Genomic DNA, 18599 nt, shown 5'->3' with positions numbered 1-18599 from the left:
ATCAGGCCTTCCTGGAGGCCGACCAGCGCGGTGGCGTGCGTCAGGTTCGGGAAGTACCCGATGCGGACCTCTGCGGCCGAGAGCTTCTTGCCGGCATCGGCGGCGTCCGCGGCCTTCGGCTCGTCCTTCTTCGCCTCGGAACCGTAGCCGCAGGAAGCGAGCGCACCGATCAGGAGCGGCAGAGCGGCGGCGGCGACGATGCCGCGGCGGAGGGTGGTGCGGGCGGTGGCGGTGGCAGGCACGGGAGGGCTTCCTCTCGTGACGGCGTCATCTCATGACGCACGTCTTCGTTTGCGGGGCAATGGCGGGTACGGCTCGTGGGGGGTGTGGGCGCGCATGCGGTGCGCGTACGTCATCGCGCACATCGCGCCACCCCTCCCTGGCCGCTGCCGAGGGCGCCGCTGCCCACGCGGCCGCCCTCCTTCGCGAAGGTGGAGTAGATGTCGGAAAGCATGAGTCAGAAGTCCCAGCCTTCCTCGTCGGCCTGAACGGTCGTCTCGGCCTTGGAGGCGAAGGACTCGCCCGCCATGCCTGCCGCCAGCGTCGTTCCGTCGGCCGGGTCGATCAGCAGGAACGATCCGGTGCGGCGCGAGTCCGCGTACGCGTCGAGCGCGAGCGGCTCGGCGGTACGGACGACGACACGGCCGATGTCGTTGGCCACCAGCTGCCCGGGGTTCGGGTGCTGGGACAGGTCGTCCAGGGTCAGCCGCGAGGGGATCTCCTTGACGATCGCCTTGACCGTGCGCGTCGTGTGCTTGATCAGCACCCGGGCGCCGACGGCCAGCGGCTGGTCGGCCACGTGGCAGACCGTCGCCTCGACGTCCTGCGTGGTGGCCGGCGCGTTCGCGGACGGCGCGATCAGGTCGCCGCGCGAGATGTCGATGTCGTCCGCCAGCCGCAGCGTCACCGACTGCGGGGCCCAGGCGATGTCCACGCTCTCGCCGAGCGCGTCGATGCCCTCGATGACCGAGGTCCGGCCGGACGGCAGGACCGTCACGGCCTCGCCGACGCGCAGCACGCCGGAGGCGATCTGGCCCGCGTAGCCGCGGTAGTCGGGGTGCTCGGCGGACTGCGGACGGATCACGTACTGCACCGGGAAACGCGCCGGGCAGGCCGTGAGGTCGTGGCTGACCGGGACGGTCTCCAGGTGCTCCAGCACCGTCGGGCCGCCGTACCAGTCCATGTTGGCGGACGCCTCCACCACGTTGTCACCGGCCAGGGCCGAGATCGGGATCGCGGTGATCTCCGGGACGCCCAGGTCCGAGGCGTACGCGGTGAACTCCTCGGCGATGGCCGCGAAGACCGACTCCTGGTAGCCCACCAGGTCCATCTTGTTGACGGCCAGGACCACGTGCGGGACGCGCAGCAGCGCGGCCACCGCCGCGTGCCGGCGGGTCTGCTCGATGACGCCGTTGCGGGCGTCGACGAGGACCACGGCCAGGTCGGCGGTGGAGGCGCCGGTGACCATGTTCCGGGTGTACTGCACGTGCCCGGGGGTGTCCGCCAGGATGAACCGGCGGCGCGCGGTGGCGAAGTAGCGGTACGCGACGTCGATGGTGATGCCCTGCTCCCGCTCGGCCCGCAGGCCGTCGGTCAGCAGCGCGAGGTCGGGGGCGTCCTGGCCGCGCTGGGCGGAGACGGCCTCGACGGCCTCCATCTGGTCGGTCAGGACCGACTTGGAGTCGTGCAGCAGCCGGCCCACCAGGGTGGACTTGCCGTCGTCGACGGAACCGGCGGTCGCGAAGCGCAGCAGCGTGGTCGCTGCGAGGTCGTCGAGCCCGGCGACCTGATCGGTGGTGCTGGTCATCTCTAGAAGTACCCTTCGCGCTTGCGGTCTTCCATCGCGGCCTCGGACATCTTGTCGTCGGCGCGGGTCGCGCCCCGCTCGGTGAGACGGGAGACGGCGATCTCGGCGATCACGGCGTCCAGCGTGACGGCGGCGGAGTCGACGGCGCCGGTGCAGGACATGTCACCGACGGTCCGGTAGCGGATGAGACGCGTCTCGGGCGTCTCGCTCTCCTTCGGGCCGCCCCACTCGCCGGCCGTCAGCCACATGCCGTTGCGCAGGAACACCTCGCGCTCGTGGGCGAAGTAGATCTCCGGCAGCTCGATGCCCTCGCGGGCGATGTACTGCCAGACGTCCAGCTCGGTCCAGTTCGAGAGCGGGAAGACGCGCACGTGCTCGCCGGGGGCGTGGCGGCCGTTGTAGAGCTGCCACAGCTCGGGGCGCTGGCGGCGCGGGTCCCACTGCGAGAACTCGTCGCGGAGGCTGAACACCCGCTCCTTGGCGCGGGCCTTCTCCTCGTCGCGGCGCCCGCCGCCGAAGACGGCGTCGAACTTCAGGCTCTGGATCGCCTCGGTCAGCGGCACGGTCTGCAGCGGGTTGCGGGTGCCGTCCGGGCGCTCGCGCAGCTTGCCCGCGTCGATGTACTCCTGGACGGAGGCCACGTGCAGGCGCAGGCCGTGCTTCTCGACCGTACGGTCGCGGTACTCCAGCACCTCGGGGAAGTTGTGGCCCGTGTCGACGTGCAGCAGCGTGAACGGCACCGGCGCCGGCGCGAACGCCTTCAGCGCCAGGTGCAGCATGACGATGGAGTCCTTGCCGCCGGAGAAGAGGATCACCGGCTTCTCGAACTCGCCCGCCACCTCGCGGAAGATGTGCACGGCCTCGGACTCGAGGGCGTCGAGGTGCGACAGCGCGTAGGGCGCATCCGTCTCGTCGTGGACGTGTGCGACGGTCGTCGTCATGCCAGACCCCTCTCGGTGAGCAGCGCGTGCAGGGCCGAAGCCGACTCCTGCACGGTCTGCGTGTGCGACTCGATACGCAGGTCCGGGGATTCCGGAGCCTCGTACGGGTCGTCGACCCCGGTCAGACCGGAGATCTCGCCCGCCGCCTGCTTGGCGTACAGGCCCTTGACGTCACGCTCCGAGCAGACCTCGACCGGGGTGGCCACGTGGACCTCCAGGTACGAGGTGCCCTCGGCGGCGTGCCGCTTGCGGACGGCCTCACGGCTGTCCGCGAACGGTGCGATCACCGGCACCAGCGCCTTGACCCCGTTGCTCGCGAGGAGCTCGGCGACGAAACCGATCCGCTGCACGTTGGTGTGCCGGTCCTCGCGGGTGAAGCCCAGGCCCGCGGAGAGGAACTCGCGGATCTCGTCCCCGTCCAGCACCTCCACCCGGTGGCCCTCGGCGCGCAGCCGCTCGGCCAGCGCGTAGGCGATGGTGGTCTTGCCCGCGCTCGGCAGCCCGGTCAGCCACACGGTGGCGCCCTGGTCGCTCACGCTCATCTGCTCTGTCTCCGTAAGTTCTTCGCCGGTCGTCGTCATCAGCCGTGCAGTCCGCACTCGGTCTTGCCCCGCCCGGCCCAGCGGCCGGCCCGCGCGTCCTCGCCCTCCGCCACGCGGCGGGTGCAGGGGGCGCAGCCGACGGAGGCGTAACCGTCCATCAGCAGCGGGTTGGTGAGTACGCCGTGCTCGGCGACGTACGCGTCCACGTCGTCCTGCGTCCAGCGGGCGATCGGGGAGACCTTGACCTTCTGCCGCTTCTCGTCCCAGCCGACCACCGGGGTGTTCGCCCGGGTCGGGGACTCGTCGCGGCGCAGGCCCGTCGCCCACGCGGCGTACGCCGTCAGGCCCTCTTCCAGCGGCTTGACCTTGCGCAGCGCGCAGCACAGGTCGGGGTTCCGGTCGTGCAGCTTCGGCCCGTACTCGGCGTCCTGCTCGGCGACGCTCTGACGCGGGGTCAGCGTGATGACGTTGACGTCCATCACGGCCTCGACCGCGTCACGGGTGCCGATGGTCTCCTCGAAGTGGTAGCCCGTGTCGAGGAAGACCACGTCCACACCGGGGAGGACCCGCGAGGCCAGGTGGGCGACGACCGCGTCCTCCATGGAGGAGGTCACGGCGAACTCCTTGCCGAACGTGTCGACCGCCCAGCGCAGGATGTCCAGCGCCGAGGCGTCCTCCAGGTCCCGGCCCGCCTGCTCGGCCACGTCTTTGAGTGTCGCGGCTTTGAGCTCCCCGGCCGTGAGACGCACGTCTTGAGTGGTGGTCATATCCCGTCCCCTCCCGCTGATCCCGCTGATCCCGCTGAATCCGACTGAACGCCCCGGGCCAGCAGCCCGAGGTACTTCAGCTGGAAGGCTCGGTTGCAGGCCCGGCATTCCCACGCGCCGTGACCCGTCTCGTTGGGAAACAGGTCCTCGTCGCCGCAGTAGGGGCAGTAGAACGGTGCGGCGCGCTCGCTCACGAGAGGCTCTTCTCGTCCGCGCGGGCGACCCACGCCGCGAAGCGCTCGCCGTCCTCGCGCTGCTCCTCGTAGTGCTTGACGACCCGCTCGACGTAGTCGGGCAGACCGGCCGAGGTGACCTTGAGGCCGCGGACCTTGCGGCCGAAGCCGGCCTCCAGGCCGAGGGCGCCGCCCAGGTGGACCTGGTAGCCCTCCACCTGGTTGCCGTCGTCGTCCAGGACCAGCTGGCCCTTGAGACCGATGTCCGCCACCTGGATACGGGCGCAGGCGTTCGGGCAGCCGTTGATGTTGATGGTGAGCGGCTCGGCGAAGTCCGGCAGACGGCGCTCCAGCTCGTCGATCAGCGAGGCGCCGCGCGCCTTGGTCTCGACGATGGCCAGCTTGCAGAACTCGATGCCGGTGCAGGCCATCGTGCCGCGGCGGAACGGGGACGGCTTGACCCGCAGGTCCAGCGCCTCCAGCGCCCCGACCACCGAGTCGACCTGGTCGGCCTCGATGTCGAGCACGATCATCTTCTGCTCGGCGGTGGTGCGCAGGCGGCCGGAGCCGTGCTGCCGGGCCACGTCCGCGATCTTGGTCAGGGTGGCGCCGTCCACGCGGCCCACGCGGGGCGCGAAGCCGACGTAGAACTTGCCGTCCTTCTGCTGGTGGACGCCCACGTGGTCGCGCCACTGGCCGCTCGGCTGCGCGGGCGCGGGGCCGTCGGTCAGCTTGCGCTCCAGGTACTCGTCCTCCAGAACCCGGCGGAACTTGGCCGGGCCCCAGTCGGCGACGAGGAACTTCAGGCGGGCGCGGTTGCGCAGCCGGCGGTAGCCGTAGTCGCGGAAGATCGAGATGACGCCCTCGTACACGTCCGGGACCTCGTCGAGCGAGACCCAGGTGCCCAGGCGCACACCCAGCTTGGGGTTGGTGGACAGACCGCCGCCGACCCAGACGTCGAAGCCGGGGCCGTGCTCGGGGTGCTCCACGCCCACGAACGCGATGTCGTTGATCTCGTGCGCCACGTCGAGCAGCGGCGAGCCGGAGACCGCGGACTTGAACTTGCGGGGCAGGTTGGAGAAGTCCTTGTTGCCCACGATGCGGCGGTAGATCTCGTCGATGGCGGGCGTGCCGTCGATGATCTCGTCCTGGGCGATGCCGGCGACGGGCGAACCGAGGATGACGCGGGGCGTGTCACCGCAGGCCTCGGTGGTGGACAGGCCCACGGCCTCCAGCCGGCGCCAGATCTCCGGGACGTCCTCGATCCGGATCCAGTGGTACTGCACGTTCTGGCGGTCGGTGAGGTCGGCGGTGCCGCGCGCGAACTCCTCCGAGATCTCGCCGATCACGCGGAGCTGCTCGGTGGTCAGCCGGCCGCCGTCGATGCGGACGCGCAGCATGAAGTACTCGTCGTCCAGCTCCTCCGGCTCCAGGATCGCGGTCTTGCCGCCGTCGATCCCGGGCTTGCGCTGGGTGTAGAGGCCCCACCAGCGCATACGGCCGCGCAGGTCGTTGGGGTCGATCGAGTCGAAGCCGCGCTTGGAGTAGATCGTCTCGATGCGTGTCCGCACGTTGAGACCGTCGTCGTCCTTCTTGAACTGCTCGTTGCCGTTGAGGGGCGTGTGGTGTCCGACGGCCCACTGGCCCTCGCCGCGGTGACGGCCGGTCTTGCGGCGCGCGGCGGCTGCGGGTGCGGCTGCGGGCGTTTCGGGGGTGGCGGCCATGGCGGTACGTCCTTCTTCGGCGGCTCGAGGCAAGGGCAGGGGGAGGCAGCGGCGCTCCCCTGCGGGCTCGGCGACTCCGAGCGGGTGTGGCTGATTCCCGCTCCGCGCCGGGGTTGCCGGCGGGCAGGGCGGTACTACGGCCTCAGGGGGCTAGCGGGTGATCGGCGCGTCCGCGGCGGCGGGGACGACGGCGATGTGCGGCGTGGCTGGTTCCGTCAGCGCGCCGGACAGATGGCGCTGGACATGCGGCCGAGGTCGACGTGCCGCCGACTCACCAAGGCAATTCCAGCTCCATTCATGGCGGAAGCGTGTCATGTGCCGATTGGAGGAGTCCACTACTGTCCACGATTCGGACGAAGTCGTCTCGAAAAATGGGACGACGTGACGGGGGTCACCCATCGAACCTGGCTCCGCCGGCCCTGGGGCTCGGCCCCAGACCCGCGCCTCAAAGGCCGGCGGGGCTTGATTTCAGCCCCTCCGGCGTTTGAGGAGCGGGGGTTCGGGGGCGGAGCCCCCGCAGCGGCGCCGCCCCCGGTGGGCTCGGCCGACCGGCCCCGGAGGGGCTACGCGCCAGGCCAGGGTCCCGGGGTCGGGGTCTCTTCCTTGGACTCCGTCTCCGTCCTGAAGACCTTGAAGCCGCGCCGCTCGTAGTTGCTCATCGCCGTCGGCCCGTCCTGGCTGCACGTGTGCACCCACACCCGCCGGGTCGGCTCCCGGTCCGGCCACCGCTCCGCGAGGGACCACGCGCGGGCGACGCCCACCGACAGCAGGTGCCCGCCGATGCGGCGGCCGCGGAAGTCGGGGAGGAGACCGAAGTACATGATCTCCACCACGCCGTCGTCCTGCGGGTCGAGCTCCACGTACCCGGCCGGCGTGCCCCGGTCGTACGCGACCCACGTCTCCACCCCCGGCCGCTCCAGCTGCTCCACCCACTGCGCGCGCGTCAGGGAGAGCCGGTCCGTCCAGTGGATGTCACCGCCCACCGAGGCGTACAGGAAGCGGCTGAACTCGGGGGAGGGGACCTCCGCCCGTGCGATGGATATCTCCGGGCCCGCCGGAGCCGCGGGGACGAGGTCCGCCGGAGAGGTCATCTCCAGCGACCAGGTGGTGAGAGTGATGGTGCTCATGCAGCTCAGGGAATCATGCCGGACCCCGTCCGGCCCAGGCGGGCCCGGACCACCGCGGGCGCGGTCGAGTGCGGGAGCAGCGCGGCCGGGTCCTCGGGGCGGATCAGCTCCACCTCCACGTCCTCCGCGAACCGGTACGGCCGGTGGGTGAGGACCCCCGCGAGGCGGCGGCGTACGCGGGACAGCTCCGCGCGGACCGTCACCGTGCGCGTCGGATCCCCGAACAGCTCCCCGGCCAGCTCCGCCGCCGAGCGCCCCCGCGGGCTCTCCGTCAGCAGGAACAGCAGCTCCGCGTGGCGCGGGCTGAGCTCCTGCGACCAGCTCCCGGAGGGTCCGTACACCGTCGCCGACCAGCATCCCGCCCGGCTGAGGTCCAGGACGATCCGGGTCGCCGCCGTGCTGTGACGGTCCTGGGCGACCCGCAGCAGCCAGCCGCCGGGCAGAGGCTCCACCACGCACTCCCCGAGCCGCGGCACCCACACCCGGCCCGGCCCGAAGGCCTTCGGCAGCGGGATCCGCTCCGCCGGGGCCAGGCCCGTCACCGCCGCCGTCCAGCCGTTCGGGTCCACGGCCAGCGCCCGTCCCGGCAGCCGGGCCAGCAGCGGGGCCGCCACCGTCCGCAGCCGCTCCAGCGACTCCAGGTGCCGCAGCCGCAGCTCCCGCTCCGCGAGCCGGGCCACCGAGCTCACCCACGCCAGCGTCGCCGGATGCATGGTGGCCAGCGGACCGCTGACGTCGACCACGCCCAGCAGCCGCCCGTCGCGCGGGTCCCGTACGGGCGCCCCGGCGCAGGTCCAGTCGTGGTGGCTGGAGACGAAGTGCTCGGCCGAGAACACCTGCACCGGGCGCCGCGCCACCAGGGCGGTGCCCACGCCGTTCGTGCCGACGACTGCCTCGTCCCAGTCGGCCCCGACCGCGAAGCCGAGCCGGTCCGCCTTGCGCAGGATGGAGGAGTGGCCCTCCCGCCACAGCAGCCGCCCGTCCGCGTCGGCGACGACCATGATGTGCAGGGCCTCGTCCAGGGCGGGCAGCAGCCCCTCGCGCAGCACCGGCAGGATCTCCCGCAGCGGCGACACGTGCCGCCGCTCCTCGGTCTCGGCGGCCGACAGCATCCGCGAGCGCGCGTCCCGGTCCGGGTGCACCCCGCCGGCCAGCATCCGGCGCCAGGACTCCGCGATCTCCGGCCGGGGCGCGGCCGGCGGGCGGTCCCCGGCCAGCGCCGCCGCCCGCACGCCCTTGAGCAGACGTGCCGCGGCCCGCGCGTCCATGGCCGAGATGCGTGCCGCATCGACCGTGCTGCCTGTGGTGTCGGCCACCGGAACCTCCCCGTGCGAACAGGACGTACGACGCAAGCCGCCCGGGCGGTACGCGCGTGCCGCTTCCCCGGGCACCCCGACGGACGGCTGCCGACTCAAAGGTTGCAACGGTATGCAACTCTCGCCAAGTCCCGGTCGGCCGACCGAAACTGTCCGGACGCCGCAGAGCGGCGTCCGGCTCCTCCTCGGGGCTTCGGATCAGGGGTGGTGCCGAGTCGGCGCGGCGCCACCCCTGTACCCGGTCGACGGGCCCGGATCCCGGCTGGGAGCGGTTTGGGGACCGCCGTGGAGCCCGACGGGGGCTCGCCCCTAACCCTGGATCCGCGCCCGTTCCACCACCGATCGCAGGTCGAGGGTGTGCGGCAGCGTGCCGAAGGCCGCGCCCCAGTCACCGCCCAGCCGCGAGGCGCAGAAGGCGTCCGCGACCTCCGGCGGGGCCCACCGCACCAGCAGTGATCCCTGGAGCACCAGCGCCATGCGCTCGACGACCCGGCGGGCCCGTGCCTCGATCCCGTCCAGATCGGCGAGATCCGTCAGCAGGTCCTTGATGGCCGAATCCAGCCGGTGGTCCGCGCCCCGGGCCAGGCCGACCTCCTGGAGGAAGGCGTTCAGCGCGTGCGGCTCGCGCTGGAGGGCGCGCAGTACGTCCAGCGCCTGCACGTTGCCCGAGCCCTCCCAGATGGAGTTCAGCGGGGATTCGCGCAGCAGTCTGGGCAGCCCCGACTCCTCTACGTAGCCGTTGCCCCCCAGGCATTCCAGGGCCTCCGCCACCATCGGCGTACAGCGCTTGGTCACCCAGTACTTGGCGGCGGGCACGGCGAGGCGCAGGAAGGCCTTCTCCTGCTCCGTCCCGGCGTCGTTGGCGGCCGCCAGGCGCAGGGTCAAGGTGGTGGCGGCCTCCGACTCCAGGGCGAGGTCGGCGAGCACGTTGCGCATCAGCGGCTGGTCGATGAGCGGCGCTCCGAAAGCAGAGCGGTGCTCCGCGTGGTGTACGGCCTGGGTCAGGGCCTGCCTCATCAGCGAGGCCGAGCCGATCACGCAGTCCAGCCGGGTCGCCGCGACCATCTCGATGATGGTCCGCACCCCGCGGCCCTCCTCACCGACCCGCCGCGCCCACGTCCCGTCGAATTCCACCTCGCTCGACGCGTTCGACTTGTTGCCCAGCTTGTCCTTCAGCCGCTGGATCGCGAAGACGTTGCGCGTACCGTCCGGCAGCACCCGCGGCACCAGGAAGCACGTCAGTCCGCCCGGGGCCTGCGCCAGCACCAGGAAGCCGTCGCACATCGGCGCCGAGCAGAACCACTTGTGCCCGGTCAGCAGGTACTCGCCGGACGCGTCCAGCGGCACCGCGGCCGTCGTGTTCGCCCGTACGTCGCTGCCGCCCTGCTTCTCCGTCATCCCCATGCCGAAGAGCACACCGCCCTTCTCTGCGGCCGGCCGCAGCCCCTGCTCGTACACGTGCGAGGTCAGGCGCGGCTCCCATTCGGCGGCGAGCACCGGATCAGTGCGCAGCGCCGGCACGGCGGCGTGCGTCATCGAGATGGGGCAGCCGTGCCCCGCCTCGGCCTGCGACCAGATGAAGAACCCGGCGGCCCGGCGCAGATGTCCGGCCGGACGCCCCCAGGCGTCGGTGAGCCCGGACGTCACGGCGTGACCGAGCAGCCGGTGCCAGGCGGGGTGGAAATCGACCTCGTCGATCCGGTTCCCGTACCGGTCGTGCGTCCGCAGCTTGGGCGGATTCTCGTTCGACTGCACACCCCATTCCTGGGCCTGCGCGGAACCGGCCGCGTGCCCGAGGTCGGTGAGCTCCTGCCGTACCTCGCCGAGGAGTTCGGGATCCGCGGACGCCAGGTGACGCTCGACGCCCTCGGTGAGGGCGCGATCGCCGCCGTAGACGTCGTACCCCACCAGGGGCGGGGCCTGGTTGCTGACTGTGTGGGTGGTGGCTGCCATGCGGATACCGTAAGGACGTGCAGCCAGCAAAAGAAACACCCGAGCGGATCCCAGGACGGCTCCACCGGGCCCGTGCCCTTTACCGCAACGTCTCGATGCGGAAGATGGGCTGGCTGCTGCTGAAGGACACCGTCAACTCGTGCATCGAGTACCGGATCCTCGGGCTCGCGGCCGAGGCGGCGTTCTTCACGCTGCTCTCGCTGCCCCCGCTCTTCCTGGGCCTGCTGGGTCTGCTCGGCTACGTGGACGGCTGGACGGACACCCGCACGGTCGAAAGCATCGAGGAGAACATCCTGGCGGCGGTCGGCACGGTCCTGTCCGACCGGGGCGTCAACGACATCGCGCGGCCCCTGCTCGACGACGTCACCGGGCGCGGCCGCCCCGACCTGATCTCGCTCGGGTTCGCCTTCGCCCTCTGGTCCGGATCGCGCGCCGTGAACGTCTTCATCGACACCATCACCGTGATGTACGGGCTCGACGGCCAGCGCGGCATCGTCAAGACCCGGCTGCTGGCCTTCCTGCTCTACATCATCGCCCTGCTGATCGGCGCGATCGTGCTGCCGCTGATGGTGGTGGGGCCGGACGCGGTCGTCCGGCTGGTGCCCTGGGGCACCGAAGTGATCGCGGTCCTGTACTGGCCGACCGTGACCTTGCTGTCCATCGCCTTCCTCACGACGCTCTACCACGTGTCCGTGCCCGTGCGCTCGCCGTGGATCGAGGACGTGCCCGGGGCGCTGGTGGCCCTCGCCATGTGGGTGCTGGGCTCGTTCCTGCTGCGGATCTACCTCACCAACACGGTGGAGGGACCGACGATCTACGGATCACTGGCCGCGCCCGTGGCCGTACTCCTGTGGATCGGCATCTCGGCCTTCGCGGTGCTCGTCGGTGCCGCCGTCAACGCCGCGATCGACCGGGTCTGGCCCTCCGTGGCCACGGCGGCGGCGCGCGAGGCGAACGAGCGGGCCCGGGAGGCGGAGGCCGCCCAGCTGATCGCGCGGGCCGCCGCCTGGCGGGCGATGGCGGAGGGCGAGTCGGAGGACGACGAGGACGACGGGATGCCGTCGGAGTTCCCGGAGCGGTGGTCGAAGTTCCTGCCGCCCGAGGACTACCACTCCCGGCTGCGCAAGCACTGAGCCCACCGGTCCGGACCCCCTGGGGGCTTCCCGGTCAGGCCGGGCCCTTCACACCCCATGCGGTGAGCAGGCCGGGGGAGAGCGCGGCGCAGTCCGGTGACTCCAGGTAGCGGATCGCCGCGTCGATCTCCGCGTCGTCGACCAGCCCGGTGGCCGTCATCGGCCCCCGCGCGCGCTCCCACGTACCGGCCCAGAACCGGCTGATGGGGCTGCCAGGCAGCAGCGGGGGGACGAGGATCTCGGCCCCCACGGACAGCAGACCGGCCTCCCGCAGGTGCTCGGGATAGCCCGGAACCCAGGAGACATCGGTGCCCAGGCTGTCCCCGAGCCCCTGCCACATCGCCCGCATCACCCGGCCGTACGCGGTCGCCGGCGCGGCCGGGGTGGTCAGGTCGACCGCGTCGCCGAGGACCAGGACACCGCCCGGGGCGACCAGGGAGGCGAGCTTGCCGATCATCCGCGGCCAGTTCCGCAGGTGCATCAGCACGAACCGGGCGTGCACCAGCTGGAACCGCCCCGGGCTGAAGTCCAGGGCGGTGATGTCCGCTTCCAGCGGAGTGAGCCCGGGCGCCGGATGTGCCCTGAGGAAGGCCGTCTCCCGGTCGACGGCGAGGACCTCCGAGACCCCGGCCCGGTCCAGGAGGAGCCGGGCGACCGTCCCCGTTCCCGCGCCCACGTCCAGGCAGCGCCAGCCGGGCCCGGCGCCCAGCGCGCGCAGCCGTGCCAGCGTGAAGTCGTCGTAGGCGAGCGCGCCGAGGTCGATGCGGTCGTCCTCGCCCGCCAGCTCCGGCCGGAACACCGCCTCGCCGTAGCGGCCGCCGGCCGCCCCGTCGGGGCGCGGCGGCGGGTCGTCGTCGGGCAGGTTCACGTCCGGACCTCTTCACGGGGCGGGGAAAGGGGATGCCGCGGACGCGGCGGATGCGGCCCGCATCGGCCGCATCCGCCGCCCCACCGATCCTCCACCGGCGCCCTCCCGCCCCACCGAGGCGCGCCGGTCCTGATCCGAAAGAGACGCCCGGTCCTTAACGACGCCCGGTCCTTAACCTGGAGTGGTGTACGAGGAAGCGGTGTCCGCGGCCGTCCCCGGAGCCGTGCTGTGGCACGCCACCGCGGGCGGCGGCTCGGTGGTGCTGCCCGACGGCTGCATGGACCTGCTCTGGGCCGACGGGCGGCTGCTGGTGGCCGGCCCCGACACCGGGCCGCATCCGGCCGGAGAGGTCCCCGGCGGCACCTTCGCCGGGATCCGGCTCGCGCCCGGCACCGCGCCCGCGCTGATCGGCGTACCGGCGCACGCACTGCGGGACCGGCGCGTCGAGCTGGCCGACCTGTGGCCCGCCCGCGCGGTACGCCGGGCGTCCGGGCTGGTCGAGGGGTACGGGGACGCGCGCGCGGGACTCGAAGCGCTGGCCCGCGCCCGCGCCGCCGATGCCGGGGCGCCCGACCCGCTGGCCGCCGAGGTCGTGGCCCGGCTCCGCGCGGGGGAGGCGGTGGCCGCCATCGCCCGCGCCGTCGGCCTCGGCGAGCGGCAGCTGCACCGGCGTTCGCTCGACGCCTTCGGGTACGGCCCCCGGACGCTCGGCCGCATCCTGCGGCTGCGCCGCGCCCTGGCCCTGGCCCGCGCGGGCCTGCCGTACGCCGAGGTCGCCTCGGTCGCCGGGTACGCCGACCAGGCACATCTCTCGCGCGAGGTGCGGGCGCTGGCCGGGACGACCCTGCGGGCCTACGCCGCCGGAGCCGACGGGGCGAAGAGCGAGACCCCGCAGCCGTCCGGGTCGAGGACGACGGCGTAGCGCTGGCCCCAGAAGGCGTCCCAGGGCTTCAGGTGTCCGGTGTGCCCGGCGGCGGTCAGTTCGGCGTACAGCGCGTCCACCTCGGCGGGGGAGTCGCACAGGAAGGCCAGGTCCCGGCGGCTGTCACCGGTGGGCGGGGTCCATGACGGGTCGAAGGAGCGGACGGTGTCCTCCGTGTCCCACGCGATCCGCAGGCCCCCGGGCAGGACGGCCTCCACGTGCGGCAGGCCGTCGGCCTCGGCCGGGACGTCCAGCCCGAGGCGGCGGTAGAAGGCGAGCGAGGCGGCCATGTCGGAGACCGCCATGCCGATCAGGTCGAGTCGAGGAGTCATGGCAGCAGGCTAGGCGGGCACCGGGCGTCCGTCTTGAACGAATCGGACACGGGCCGGATCGTGTCCCGCCGGGCCGCACCGCACCGCACCGCGCCGGGTCGTGTCCCGGCCCGGAAAGGGCGGGCCGCCCCGGCCGTGGGAGGGACCGAACTCGGCTGGTGACACGCCCGGTTGTCCGGCATCAACGCGGGCGGCGCGCCGCCACCACCGCGCAGGCGACCGCCAACGGCAGCTCCGCGCCCGCCGCCAGGAGCAGCGCCATCCCCTGACCGCCGGTCCCGGCCGAGGTCGTGACGTCGAACCAGGCGTCCATCACCAGCAGCGCGGCCGTCGCCGCCGCGACCGGGGACGCCCGGGGATCTCGCCTGCGCAGCAGCGCCCCGGTCCCGGTCAGCCCGGCGGCCAGCATCAGGTCCAGGCCGATCCACGCCGCGGACCAGTGGGAGACCTCGGTGGTCTGCGGCATCGTCTTCGCCAGCACCACCACCCAGGGCAGCAACACCAGTCCGGCGCCGGTGAGTACGGCCGCCGTCCGGGGAGTGCGGGGCGAGCGGGCGGTGCGGGCGGCCCGGGTGGCCCGGGTGGTGCGAAGGGTGCGGGCGCTGCGCCAGGCGCGGGGCTGCGGGGCGGCGAAAGCCATGACGAGGGTCTCCTTCGGGCCCGGCGGTCCGTCCCCCGGGCACCCCACCAGCCTCGTCGGCCGGGCCCGCCGGATCAGTAGCCCCTTGATCCGGATCGGGGGTGGCACCAGGTACACCCCCGGGCGGGTGCCCGCATGATGGCAGGCCTCTGATCAGTGCGATTACCGTATGGGCATGGCAATTCGCGGGGGCGCGCCGAGGCGTACGTACACCTGGATCACGGCGCACGCACCGTGGTCGGCATGGGCCTGGCGCAACACGGCCTTCACCGCGGCCGCGATCCCGGCCGCCCTGCCCGTGCTCCTCGGCCTCACCGCCACCGTCATGGCGCCCGGGCCCGGCACGATCCCACCGCTCCTGATCCTGCTGCTCGGGTCGCTCCTGACCCGGCTCCAACGCAGCCGGTTCCGGGCCTTGCTCGGCCTCGACGTGCCCAAGGTCGAACGGGAGGGCGGCCGGTTCACCCCGCTCGCGGTGGCGCGGCGGCTGCGCTCCGAGGCGACCTGGCGGCAGTACGGCTACCACCTGCTGGTCAGCCCGCTCGCCGCCGTCGCCGGCGCGCTGGTGGTGCTCGCCTGGGCCTTCGGCGTCGCCGCCACCTGCGTCTACGGCTGGATCTGGATCCTGCCCGCCGATACCCGAACTCCCGGCTGGACCAACGACTGCGACGCCGTCACCGTCGGCGGCGTCCTGCTGCTGCTCGCCGCGCCCTGGCTCGCCGCCCTCTTCGCCCGGCTGGACTCCGTGGCCGCGGCCGCCCTCCTCGGCCCGAACCGGGCCCGCGAACTGGAGCGGCGGGTCGAGGACCTCGCGGAGAGCCGGGCCGGGGTGCTGGACGCCGCCGACCTCGAACGCCGCCGGATCGAACGGGACCTGCACGACGGGGCCCAGCAGCGGCTGGTCGCCCTGGCCATGAACCTCGGCATCGCCCGCGCCACCCTCACCGACCTGCCCGCCGAGGCCAAGGCCGTCATCGACGAGGCGCACCGGCAGGCGAAGGAGGCCATCGAGGAGCTGAACAACCTGGTACGGGGCCTGCATCCGGCCGTGCTGGAGGACCGCGGGCTCGACGCCGCGCTCTCCGGGGTCGCCGCCCGGGCCCCGTTCCCCGTCGAGCTGACCGTGGACATCGGGCAGCGGCCCGGGGCCACCGTGGAGGCCGTCGCCTACTTCGTGGTCTCCGAGACCCTGGCCAACGTGGCCAAGCACGCCCGGGCGGAACGCTGCCGGGTGCACGTCGTACGCGGTCCGGCGGCCGACGGACCCGGCCGCGGCGGGGACCTGCTGCGGATCACCGTCACCGACGACGGGGTGGGCGGCGCCGACCCCGCCCGCGGCACCGGTCTGGTGGGGCTGCGCAAACGCGTAGGGTCCGTCGACGGAACCATCAAGATCGAAAGCCCCCTCGGGGGTCCGACCGTCATCACCGTGGAGCTGCCGTGCGGGCTGTGATCGCCGAGGACTCCGTCCTGCTGCGCATAGGACTCGTCAAAGTCCTCGAAATGGCCGGATTCGAGGTGGTCGCCGAAACCGGCGACGCCGAGGGTCTGCTCGCCGCCGTCGGAGAACACCGACCCGAACTGGCCCTCGTGGACGTGCGGATGCCGCCCGGCTTCACCGACGAGGGCGTCCGGGCGGCCCTGATGATCCGCCAGGAGAGCCCCGGCACGGCCGTGCTGCTGCTCTCGCAGTACGTGGAGGAACGCTACGCCGCCGATCTGCTGGCCACCCAGACCCGCGCCGGCATCGGCTACCTGCTCAAACAACGGGTCGCCGACGTGGAGGAGTTCATCGACGCCCTGCGCCGCGTCGCCTCCGGCGGCACCGCACTCGACCCGCAGGTCGTCGCCCAGCTCCTGCTGCGCCGCGGCGGCGGCCCGGACCCGCTGGGCCGGCTCACCCCGCGCGAGCGCGAGGTACTGGCCCTGATGGCCGAGGGCCGCTCCAACGCCGGGATCGCGGCCGAACTCGTCGTGAGCGAGAGTGCGGTGGCCAAACACATCAACAGCATCTTCGCCAAGCTCGACCTGCCGCCGGCCGACGGCGACCACCGCCGGGTCCTCGCGGTCCTGCGCTTCCTGGAGCGCACGCCGTGACCCCGGACGAAGGGCCCCGCCGCAGGCACCGCACGGCCTGGATCACCGCAGCCCTGCTCAGCGCGGTCCTCGTCGTGGCACCGGCCACCTGGCAGGTGTGGTCCTGGGGGAGCACCCGGAGCGACACCCTGAGCGGCGGCAGCGACGGCCGCCCGGTGACCGCGCTGGAGATCGTGGGAGGCGACGCGGACATCACCGTCACCCCCCGCGGGGACGACCAGGTCGGCTACCGGGCCACGGTCAGCTGGTCCCTCAAGGCGCCCACCATCGAGGAGAGCCGGCTCGGCGACACCCTGCGGCTGACCCCGCACTGCTCCGGCGAGGACTTCTGGCCGGCCGCCGGGGCCGGCTGTTCGGTCCGGCTCGCGGTCACCGTACCCGTGGACATCCCCGTCAAGGTGACGACCCGTTCCGGCCGGATCGCGCTCAGCGGCCTGGGCGGCAGCGTCGACACCGAGGCCGACTCCGGCCAGGTCGAGATCGCCGGGCTGCGCGGCGCCCTGCGCGCCAGGATCGGCTCGGGCCACCTGCACGCCACCGGACTCTCCTCGGACCGGGCCGAGATCCGGGTCGGCTCGGGGCGGGCCGTCGCCACCTTCGTGACCCCGCCCGACGAGGTCACGGCCCGCGTCGGCTCCGGCCGCCTGGACCTCACCGTGCCCGCGGCCACCCGCTTCAAGGTCCGCTGCGAGGCCGGAGCCGGCCGCTGCGACGTGCCCGACGCCCTGCGCGACGCCTCGTCGGCCCGCAGCCTGGACATCGAGGCGGGCGTCGGCCGCGCCCAGGCGGCGTACCCGGACGGGCCCTGGGCGGCGCCCGGCGAGTAGTGGCCCGGCCGCACGGGAAGCCCGCCCGAAAAAGAAGTGGCCCCGGCGGGACCGGGCTTGTTACGGTGGATCAGTTCCCGCCGACCGGTGGGGGACGATCAGCATGTGCATGGACCCGGAGGTGAGTTCGTTGATGACTGTCATCGCGCAGGGCGCTGCCCGCACTCAGAAGACCATCAATGTCACTTCCGTGGTCTCCGGCTGACCTCACACCTCTTCGCGCGCCGCCACCGAGCGAGCGCCCGCGGCCGGGGCCACCCTGTGAAGGGTTTCCCTTGTCTTTCTCCGCTTTCCCGTCCTTCCCGCAGACCTCGCTCCCGCACGCCCTCGCCCCCTTCGGCTGGGACGACGCGTGGGAGGCCGAGTTCGCCCCGTACGCCGAGCAGGGCCTCCTGCCCGGCCGCGTCGTACGCGTCGACCGCGGCCAGTGCGACGTCATGACCGCGGACGGCATCGTCCGCGCCGACACCGCCTTCGTCACCCCGCACGACCCGCTCCGGGTCATCTGCACCGGGGACTGGGCCGCCGTCGAGGCGGCCGGCAACCCCCGCTACGTGAAGGCGTACCTGCCGCGCCGGACCGCCTTCGTGCGGTCCACCTCCTCGCAGCGGTCCGAGGGGCAGATCCTCGCCGCCAACGTCGACCACGCCATCATCGCGGTCTCCCTCGCCGTCGAGCTGGACCTCGGGCGCATCGAGCGCTTCCTGGCCCTGGCCTGGGAATCGGGGGCGCAGCCCCTGGTCGTCCTCACCAAGGCGGACCTGGTCCCGGACGCGGCGACGCTCGGGCACCTGGTCCAGGACGTGGAAGCCACCGCGCCGGGCGTCCAGGTGCTGACCGTCTCCTCCCTCACGGGGGAGGGTACGGACGTGCTGGCCGCGATCGTCGGCGACGGCACCAGCGTGCTGCTCGGCGTCTCGGGCGCAGGCAAGTCCACCCTGGCCAACGCGCTGCTCGGCGCCGAGGTCATGGAGGTGCAGGCGGCCCGCGAGGTCGACGGCAAGGGCCGGCACACCACCACCACGCGCAACCTGCTCGCCCTGCCGGGCGGCGGCGTCCTGATCGACACGCCCGGACTGCGCGGCGTCGGGCTGTGGGACGCCGAGACCGGGGTCGGCCAGGTCTTCTCGGAGATCGAGGAGTACGCGGAGCGCTGCCGCTTCCACGACTGCGCGCACGAGGCGGAGCCGGGCTGCGCGGTGCTGGCCGCGCTGGACTCCGGCGAGCTCGCGGACCGCCGCCTGGAGAGCTACCGCAAGCTCCTGCGGGAGAACCAGCGGATCGTCGCCAAGACGGATGCCCGGCTGCGGTCGGAGATCCGCCGCGACTGGCGCCTGAAGTCGGCGGAGGGCCGGGCCAACCACGCCGCGAAGAGGGGCGGCCGGGTCTGAGGCGCAGCCGGGGGCGGGGTGCCGTCGGCCGGGACCCCG

Annotated in this window: 19 protein-coding genes and 1 pseudogene; 6 read left to right on the top strand and 14 right to left on the bottom strand. The window is 73.0% G+C overall.

The genetic code is table 11. The features are described from left to right. From ACZ4YL_RS03060 to ACZ4YL_RS03010, 11 genes and pseudogenes are all read right to left on the bottom strand, one after another. Positions 1–242 (bottom strand): annotated as a pseudogene (locus ACZ4YL_RS03060) (sulfate ABC transporter substrate-binding protein); the annotation flags it as partial. A 215-nt stretch (positions 243–457) separates the two neighbouring features. Continuing rightward, the gene (locus ACZ4YL_RS03055; protein ID WP_468113453.1) at positions 458–1807 is read right to left on the bottom strand and encodes a sulfate adenylyltransferase subunit 1; all 1350 of its coding nucleotides are present in this window, start codon (positions 1805–1807) and stop codon (positions 458–460) included. Between the two features lie 2 nt (positions 1808–1809). Next, on the bottom strand, positions 1810–2748 hold the full coding sequence (gene cysD, locus ACZ4YL_RS03050) for a sulfate adenylyltransferase subunit CysD (protein WP_468113452.1): 939 nt from the start codon (positions 2746–2748) through the stop codon (positions 1810–1812). Further along, positions 2745–3290: an adenylyl-sulfate kinase gene (gene cysC / locus ACZ4YL_RS03045; protein ID WP_350993795.1), complete on the bottom strand. Its 546-nt coding sequence runs from the start codon at positions 3288–3290 to the stop codon at positions 2745–2747. Before cysC ends, cysD begins: the two co-directional genes overlap by 4 nt. A gap of 38 nt (positions 3291–3328) precedes the next feature. Beyond that, the gene (locus ACZ4YL_RS03040; protein ID WP_468113451.1) at positions 3329–4057 is read right to left on the bottom strand and encodes a phosphoadenylyl-sulfate reductase; all 729 of its coding nucleotides are present in this window, start codon (positions 4055–4057) and stop codon (positions 3329–3331) included. After that, positions 4054–4251, bottom strand: a complete 198-nt coding sequence (locus tag ACZ4YL_RS03035) for a DpnI domain-containing protein (protein WP_229876770.1) — start codon at positions 4249–4251, stop codon at positions 4054–4056. The genes ACZ4YL_RS03040 and ACZ4YL_RS03035 overlap by 4 nt, the downstream gene beginning before the upstream one ends. After that, positions 4248–5954: a nitrite/sulfite reductase gene (locus tag ACZ4YL_RS03030; protein WP_468113450.1), complete on the bottom strand. Its 1707-nt coding sequence runs from the start codon at positions 5952–5954 to the stop codon at positions 4248–4250. The genes ACZ4YL_RS03035 and ACZ4YL_RS03030 overlap by 4 nt, the downstream gene beginning before the upstream one ends. Before the next feature lie 215 nt (positions 5955–6169). Next, positions 6170–6253 (bottom strand): putative leader peptide, encoded by an 84-nt coding sequence (locus tag ACZ4YL_RS03025; protein ID WP_312847410.1) that lies wholly within the window; start codon positions 6251–6253, stop codon positions 6170–6172. 264 nt (positions 6254–6517) lie between these two features. Further along, entirely contained in the window at positions 6518–7081 is a 564-nt protein-coding gene (locus ACZ4YL_RS03020; protein ID WP_468113449.1) for a GNAT family N-acetyltransferase, read from the bottom strand. 5 nt (positions 7082–7086) lie between these two features. After that, positions 7087–8349, bottom strand: coding sequence for a GAF domain-containing protein (locus ACZ4YL_RS03015; RefSeq protein WP_468113480.1), 1263 nt, complete (start codon positions 8347–8349; stop codon positions 7087–7089). Between the two features lie 357 nt (positions 8350–8706). Beyond that, positions 8707–10350 (bottom strand): acyl-CoA dehydrogenase family protein, encoded by a 1644-nt coding sequence (locus ACZ4YL_RS03010; RefSeq protein ID WP_301365368.1) that lies wholly within the window; start codon positions 10348–10350, stop codon positions 8707–8709. A 17-nt stretch (positions 10351–10367) separates the two neighbouring features. Here ACZ4YL_RS03010 and ACZ4YL_RS03005 point away from each other — a divergent pair, with 17 nt between their 5' ends. Beyond that, the gene (locus ACZ4YL_RS03005) at positions 10368–11483 is read left to right on the top strand and encodes a YihY/virulence factor BrkB family protein (RefSeq protein ID WP_373038628.1); all 1116 of its coding nucleotides are present in this window, start codon (positions 10368–10370) and stop codon (positions 11481–11483) included. 34 nt (positions 11484–11517) lie between these two features. Here the strand turns inward: ACZ4YL_RS03005 and ACZ4YL_RS03000 are convergent, their stop codons facing one another. Continuing rightward, the gene (locus tag ACZ4YL_RS03000) at positions 11518–12351 is read right to left on the bottom strand and encodes a class I SAM-dependent methyltransferase (RefSeq protein ID WP_468113448.1); all 834 of its coding nucleotides are present in this window, start codon (positions 12349–12351) and stop codon (positions 11518–11520) included. A gap of 184 nt (positions 12352–12535) precedes the next feature. On the opposite strand from ACZ4YL_RS03000, the gene ACZ4YL_RS02995 reads away from it, so the two are divergent. Further along, positions 12536–13273 (top strand): helix-turn-helix domain-containing protein, encoded by a 738-nt coding sequence (locus ACZ4YL_RS02995; RefSeq protein WP_468113447.1) that lies wholly within the window; start codon positions 12536–12538, stop codon positions 13271–13273. Here the strand turns inward: ACZ4YL_RS02995 and ACZ4YL_RS02990 are convergent. Beyond that, positions 13204–13605 (bottom strand): VOC family protein, encoded by a 402-nt coding sequence (locus tag ACZ4YL_RS02990; RefSeq protein WP_468113446.1) that lies wholly within the window; start codon positions 13603–13605, stop codon positions 13204–13206. The genes ACZ4YL_RS02995 and ACZ4YL_RS02990 overlap by 70 nt on opposite strands. Before the next feature lie 181 nt (positions 13606–13786). Then, entirely contained in the window at positions 13787–14245 is a 459-nt protein-coding gene (locus ACZ4YL_RS02985) for a hypothetical protein (protein ID WP_468113445.1), read from the bottom strand. 175 nt (positions 14246–14420) lie between these two features. Here ACZ4YL_RS02985 and ACZ4YL_RS02980 point away from each other — a divergent pair, with 175 nt between their 5' ends. From ACZ4YL_RS02980 to rsgA, 4 genes are all read left to right on the top strand, one after another. After that, positions 14421–15698: a sensor histidine kinase gene (locus tag ACZ4YL_RS02980; RefSeq protein WP_468113444.1), complete on the top strand. Its 1278-nt coding sequence runs from the start codon at positions 14421–14423 to the stop codon at positions 15696–15698. Next, the gene (locus ACZ4YL_RS02975; RefSeq protein WP_390799077.1) at positions 15686–16342 is read left to right on the top strand and encodes a response regulator transcription factor; all 657 of its coding nucleotides are present in this window, start codon (positions 15686–15688) and stop codon (positions 16340–16342) included. The genes ACZ4YL_RS02980 and ACZ4YL_RS02975 overlap by 13 nt, the downstream gene beginning before the upstream one ends. After that, positions 16339–17169: a DUF4097 family beta strand repeat-containing protein gene (locus tag ACZ4YL_RS02970; RefSeq protein ID WP_468113443.1), complete on the top strand. Its 831-nt coding sequence runs from the start codon at positions 16339–16341 to the stop codon at positions 17167–17169. Before ACZ4YL_RS02975 ends, ACZ4YL_RS02970 begins: the two co-directional genes overlap by 4 nt. Before the next feature lie 275 nt (positions 17170–17444). Beyond that, entirely contained in the window at positions 17445–18560 is a 1116-nt protein-coding gene (gene rsgA / locus ACZ4YL_RS02965) for a ribosome small subunit-dependent GTPase A (RefSeq protein ID WP_468113442.1), read from the top strand. Positions 18561–18599: the final 39 nt, after the last annotated feature.

The sequence above is a fragment of the Streptomyces sp. NPDC030021 genome (assembly GCF_055574035.1).
The sequence above is the reverse complement of the archived record's forward strand: the minus strand, read 5'-3'. Positions and strand labels throughout refer to the sequence as shown.

Coding starts and splice junctions, on each gene's coding strand:
- ACZ4YL_RS02980 (WP_468113444.1), top strand. CDS start 14,421: ATGGCAATTCGCGGGGGCGCGCCGAGGCGTACGTACACCTGGATCACG.
- ACZ4YL_RS02985 (WP_468113445.1), bottom strand. CDS start 14,245: ATGGCTTTCGCCGCCCCGCAGCCCCGCGCCTGGCGCAGCGCCCGCACC.
- ACZ4YL_RS03030 (WP_468113450.1), bottom strand. CDS start 5,954: ATGGCCGCCACCCCCGAAACGCCCGCAGCCGCACCCGCAGCCGCCGCG.
- ACZ4YL_RS03015 (WP_468113480.1), bottom strand. CDS start 8,349: ATGGACGCGCGGGCCGCGGCACGTCTGCTCAAGGGCGTGCGGGCGGCG.
- ACZ4YL_RS02990 (WP_468113446.1), bottom strand. CDS start 13,605: ATGACTCCTCGACTCGACCTGATCGGCATGGCGGTCTCCGACATGGCC.
- ACZ4YL_RS03055 (WP_468113453.1), bottom strand. CDS start 1,807: ATGACCAGCACCACCGATCAGGTCGCCGGGCTCGACGACCTCGCAGCG.
- ACZ4YL_RS03025 (WP_312847410.1), bottom strand. CDS start 6,253: ATGAATGGAGCTGGAATTGCCTTGGTGAGTCGGCGGCACGTCGACCTC.
- ACZ4YL_RS03040 (WP_468113451.1), bottom strand. CDS start 4,057: ATGACCACCACTCAAGACGTGCGTCTCACGGCCGGGGAGCTCAAAGCC.
- ACZ4YL_RS03010 (WP_301365368.1), bottom strand. CDS start 10,350: ATGGCAGCCACCACCCACACAGTCAGCAACCAGGCCCCGCCCCTGGTG.
- cysC (WP_350993795.1), bottom strand. CDS start 3,290: ATGAGCGTGAGCGACCAGGGCGCCACCGTGTGGCTGACCGGGCTGCCG.
- ACZ4YL_RS03020 (WP_468113449.1), bottom strand. CDS start 7,081: ATGAGCACCATCACTCTCACCACCTGGTCGCTGGAGATGACCTCTCCG.
- cysD (WP_468113452.1), bottom strand. CDS start 2,748: ATGACGACGACCGTCGCACACGTCCACGACGAGACGGATGCGCCCTAC.